Origin of the sequence: Paenarthrobacter sp. CCNWLY172 (genome assembly GCF_037402035.1) — a bacterium.
Taxonomy (GTDB): domain Bacteria; phylum Actinomycetota; class Actinomycetes; order Actinomycetales; family Micrococcaceae; genus Arthrobacter.
In genome coordinates, this window is the sequence record NZ_JBBEGB010000025.1 from 1 (window position 1) to 5,728 (window position 5,728).

The following is a 5,728-nucleotide window of genomic DNA, read 5'->3' on the forward strand; positions in this document are numbered from 1 at the left end:
GGTGGTTAAAGGGGAAGAGCCCCGACCTGTGGTCGGGGCTCTTGCCTTAATGGTTGTCCGGCGGTGTCCTACTCTCCCACACCCTCCCGGGTGCAGTACCATCGGCGCTGTGGGTCTTAGCTTCCGGGTTCGGAATGGGACCGGGCGTTTCCCCCACGCTATGACCGCCGTAACTCTGTTACCCGTCCCGGCCCCCTTTTTGGTGGGGGTGGGTGGGAAGACTTGTGGTTACAACTGTGGTGTTGTTATTTAGTTGTTGGTTCCTGGAACGGTGTTGTTGTTCGGGAACCACATAGTGGACGCGTGCAGTGTGTTGTGTGGTGTAAGTTGTTGGCCTATTAGTACCGGTCAGCTTCACGAGTCTTTAGTCCTCGCTTCCACATCCGGCCTATCAACCCAGTGGTCTGGCTGGGGGCCTCTCACACATAAATGTGTATGGAAATCTCATCTTGAAGCGAGCTTCCCGCTTAGATGCTTTCAGCGGTTATCCCATCCGAACGTAGCTAATCAGCGATGCACTTGGCAGTACAACTGACACACCAGAGGTTCGTCCGTCCCGGTCCTCTCGTACTAAGGACAGCCCTTCTCAAATTTCCTGCGCGCGCAGCGGATAGGGACCGAACTGTCTCACGACGTTCTAAACCCAGCTCGCGTACCGCTTTAATGGGCGAACAGCCCAACCCTTGGGACCTACTCCAGCCCCAGGATGCGACGAGCCGACATCGAGGTGCCAAACCATGCCGTCGATATGGACTCTTGGGCAAGATCAGCCTGTTATCCCCGAGGTACCTTTTATCCGTTGAGCGACGGCCATTCCACAATGTACCGCCGGATCACTAGTCCCGACTTTCGTCCCTGCTTGAGATGTCTCTCTCACAGTCAAGCTCCCTTGTGCACTTACACTCGACACCTGATTGCCAACCAGGCTGAGGGAACCTTTGGGCGCCTCCGTTACTTTTTAGGAGGCAACCGCCCCAGTTAAACTACCCATCAGGCACTGTCCCTGACCCGGATCACGGGCCGAAGTTAGATGTCCAAAGTGACCAGAGTGGTATTTCAACGATGACTCCACCCGAACTGGCGTCCGGGTTTCAACGTCTCCCACCTATCCTACACAAGCCACTCCGAACACCAATACCAAACTATAGTAAAGGTCTCGGGGTCTTTCCGTCCTGCTGCGCGTAACGAGCATCTTTACTCGTACTGCAATTTCGCCGAGTTTATGGTTGAGACAGCGGGGAAGTCGTTACTCCATTCGTGCAGGTCGGAACTTACCCGACAAGGAATTTCGCTACCTTAGGATGGTTATAGTTACCACCGCCGTTTACTGGGGCTTAAATTCTCAGCTTCGCCACACAAGGTGGCTAACCGGTCCTCTTAACCTTCCAGCACCGGGCAGGAGTCAGTCCGTATACATCGTCTTGCGACTTCGCACGGACCTGTGTTTTTAGTAAACAGTCGCTTCCCCCTGGTCTCTGCGGCCCACACCCGCTCACGGAGAGCAAGTCTCCATCACGGGGCAGGCCCCCCTTCTCCCGAAGTTACGGGGGCATTTTGCCGAGTTCCTTAACCATAATTCTCTCGATCGCCTTGGTATTCTCTACCTGATCACCTGTGTCGGTTTGGGGTACGGGCGGCTAAAACCTCGCGTCGATGCTTTTCTAGGCAGCATAGGATCACCGGATCCCCCCATACGGGAGTCCCATCAGATCTCAGGAACGTGCTCGAAGCACACAGGAACGGATTTGCCTATCCCTGACCCTACATCCTTAGACCGGGGCAACCATCGCCCGGCCCGGCTACCTTCCTGCGTCACACCTGTTAATACGCTTACCTCCCGGGATCAGGTCCCGCGCTCGGCCAAAACCCACAACACCACAAGGGTGAGCGGGCAGGCTCCGGGCGGTTAGTATCCCCCGCTTGGCATGGGCGGTTTTTCGCCGGTACGGGAATATCAACCCGTTGTCCATCGACTACGCCTGTCGGCCTCGCCTTAGGTCCCGACTTACCCAGGGCAGATTAGCTTGACCCTGGAACCCTTGATCATTCGGCGGACGGGTTTCTCACCCGTCTTTCGCTACTCATGCCTGCATTCTCACTCGTGTAGGCTCCACCGCTGGTTTCCACCGCGACTTCACTGCCCACACGACGCTCCCCTACCACTCCACACCCCTGAACCACGAAGGCTAGGGCAATGTGTGAAATCCACAACTTCGGCGGTGTACTTGAGCCCCGCTACATTGTCGGCGCGGAATCACTTGACCAGTGAGCTATTACGCACTCTTTCAAGGATGGCTGCTTCTAAGCCAACCTCCTGGTTGTCTTCGCAACTCCACATCCTTTCCCACTTAGCACACGCTTAGGGGCCTTAGTTGGTGGTCTGGGCTGTTTCCCTCTCGACTATGAAGCTTATCCCCCACAGTCTCACTGCTGCGCTCTCACTTACCGGCATTCGGAGTTTGGCTGACGTCAGTAACCTTGTAGGGCCCATCGGCCATCCAGTAGCTCTACCTCCGGCAAGAAACACGCAACGCTGCACCTAAATGCATTTCGGGGAGAACCAGCTATCACGGAGTTTGATTGGCCTTTCACCCCTACCCACAGCTCATCCCCTCCATTTTCAACTGAAGTGGGTTCGGTCCTCCACGACGTCTTACCGTCGCTTCAACCTGGCCATGGGTAGATCACTCCGCTTCGGGTCTAGATCACGCCACTACACTCGCCCTGTTCAGACTCGCTTTCGCTACGGCTACCCCACACGGGTTAACCTCGCGACGTAACACTAACTCGCAGGCTCATTCTTCAAAAGGCACGCCGTCACAACTACTATGCGATCACTCGCGGTTGCTCCGACGGATTGTAAGCACACGGTTTCAGGTACTGTTTCACTCCCCTCCCGGGGTACTTTTCACCTTTCCCTCACGGTACTGGTCCGCTATCGGTCATTAGGAAGTATTTAGGCTTATCAGGTGGTCCTGACAGATTCGCACGGGATTTCTCGGGCCCCGTGCTACTTGGGATACTCTCCAGGCTGCACACAACATTACGGTTACGGGGCTCCCACCCTCTCTGGCCGGCCTTTCAAGACCGTTCACCTATGCCTGCACATCACCCCAACGGTCCGGCAGAACCATCACGGAAAGTCCCACAACCCCGCCCATGCAACGCCCGCCGGCTATCACACATGGAACGGTTTAGCCTGATCCGCGTTCGCTCGCCACTACTAACGGAATCACTATTGTTTTCTCTTCCTGCGGGTACTGAGATGTTTCACTTCCCCGCGTTCCCCCCACGCACCCTATGTGTTCAGATGCGGGTCACACAATCACCTTGCAGCGTTGTGCGGGGTTTCCCCATTCGGACATCCTGGGATCAACGCTCGGTTATCAACTCCCCCAGGCTTATCGCAGATTCCTACGTCCTTCTTCGGCTCCTAATGCCAAGGCATCCACCGTGTGCCCTTAAAAACTTGACCACACAAAGATCAAAAACTTACTCGAGAGAACCACGACCACAAGGGCCAGGTTCATTCATAAGAAATTGCTGTAGAAACACACACACCAACCCCGAAAGGCCAGCCATGCATGTCTCAGATGCTCGCGTCCACTATGTAGTTCTCAAACAACAACCCCATCAACCAGACCACCACCACCCCACACAGGGACACGCGGCAGAACCGGAAGCAGGAACAAAAGAAACACCAGAACGATGCCCTCTGCATTGCTGCAAAAAGGTCCTGTTGCCTCAGGACCCAACAGTGCGCCAAACACAACCCCCACAAACCATGCACCCCGGCAGCGTTCCCAACAACACCCACCCCCACAAAAAGCAGAGACACATGCTGCCGTACTGGCACCAGGACACAACCGGTAAAGGCCATGCCAAACAAGTTTGATTCGTTGATATTCCACCCATGAGCACCCACCGCAGAACAGACGCCTGCGCAATGGGCAACACTGACAACCACCACGAACTGCATACACAGAACACGGAACAGCTGCTAGCAGCTCCTTAGAAAGGAGGTGATCCAGCCGCACCTTCCGGTACGGCTACCTTGTTACGACTTAGTCCCAATCGCCGGTCCCACCTTCGACGGCTCCCCCCACAAGGGTTAGGCCACCGGCTTCGGGTGTTACCAACTTTCGTGACTTGACGGGCGGTGTGTACAAGGCCCGGGAACGTATTCACCGCAGCGTTGCTGATCTGCGATTACTAGCGACTCCGACTTCATGGGGTCGAGTTGCAGACCCCAATCCGAACTGAGACCGGCTTTTTGGGATTAGCTCCACCTCACAGTATCGCAACCCTTTGTACCGGCCATTGTAGCATGCGTGAAGCCCAAGACATAAGGGGCATGATGATTTGACGTCGTCCCCACCTTCCTCCGAGTTGACCCCGGCAGTCTCCTATGAGTCCCCGCCATAACGCGCTGGCAACATAGAACGAGGGTTGCGCTCGTTGCGGGACTTAACCCAACATCTCACGACACGAGCTGACGACAACCATGCACCACCTGTAAACCGACCGCAAGCGGGGCACCTGTTTCCAGGTATTACCGGTTCATGTCAAGCCTTGGTAAGGTTCTTCGCGTTGCATCGAATTAATCCGCATGCTCCGCCGCTTGTGCGGGCCCCCGTCAATTCCTTTGAGTTTTAGCCTTGCGGCCGTACTCCCCAGGCGGGGCACTTAATGCGTTAGCTACGGCGCGGAAAACGTGGAATGTCCCCCACACCTAGTGCCCAACGTTTACGGCATGGACTACCAGGGTATCTAATCCTGTTCGCTCCCCATGCTTTCGCTCCTCAGCGTCAGTTACAGCCCAGAGACCTGCCTTCGCCATCGGTGTTCCTCCTGATATCTGCGCATTTCACCGCTACACCAGGAATTCCAGTCTCCCCTACTGCACTCTAGTCTGCCCGTACCCACTGCAGAACCGGAGTTGAGCCCCGGTCTTTCACAGCAGACGCGACAAACCGCCTACGAGCTCTTTACGCCCAATAATTCCGGATAACGCTTGCGCCCTACGTATTACCGCGGCTGCTGGCACGTAGTTAGCCGGCGCTTCTTCTGCAGGTACCGTCACTTTCGCTTCTTCCCTACTGAAAGAGGTTTACAACCCGAAGGCCGTCATCCCTCACGCGGCGTCGCTGCATCAGGCTTGCGCCCATTGTGCAATATTCCCCACTGCTGCCTCCCGTAGGAGTCTGGGCCGTGTCTCAGTCCCAGTGTGGCCGGTCACCCTCTCAGGCCGGCTACCCGTCGTCGCCTTGGTAGGCCATTACCCCACCAACAAGCTGATAGGCCGCGAGTCCATCCAAAACCACAAAAGCTTTCCACCACCTGACATGCGTCAGACGGTCATATCCGGTATTAGACCCAGTTTCCCAGGCTTATCCCAGAGTCAAGGGCAGGTTACTCACGTGTTACTCACCCGTTCGCCACTAATCCCCCAGCAAGCTGGGATCATCGTTCGACTTGCATGTGTTAAGCACGCCGCCAGCGTTCATCCTGAGCCAGGATCAAACTCTCCGTTGAAGTAAAACAAATCAAACAGACACAACCACACCCACCGGAAATAACGGCCGGCACGGCTGCACAAAATTCGAAACCAGCTGAAAACCAGACCACCACACACGGGGGTGCGCAATGATCCAGCCATAATTTCAACCAATCAATAAAACAATCGGTATCAACAAACTTGGCACACTATTGAGTTCTCAAACAACAG

Annotated in this window: 3 rRNA genes; all 3 read right to left on the reverse strand. The window is 55.5% G+C overall.

The features are described 5' to 3' along the window. Positions 1-55 precede the first annotated feature (55 nt). Positions 56-172 (reverse strand): 5S ribosomal RNA (rrf, locus tag WBN73_RS21270). 145 nt (positions 173-317) lie between these two features. After that, a 23S ribosomal RNA gene (locus WBN73_RS21275) occupies positions 318-3,475 on the reverse strand. A gap of 540 nt (positions 3,476-4,015) precedes the next feature. Next, positions 4,016-5,535: ribosomal RNA gene (locus tag WBN73_RS21280) — 16S ribosomal RNA — on the reverse strand. The 16S, 23S and 5S rRNA genes sit together here, the layout of an rRNA operon. Between the last annotated feature and the right edge of the window lie 193 nt (positions 5,536-5,728).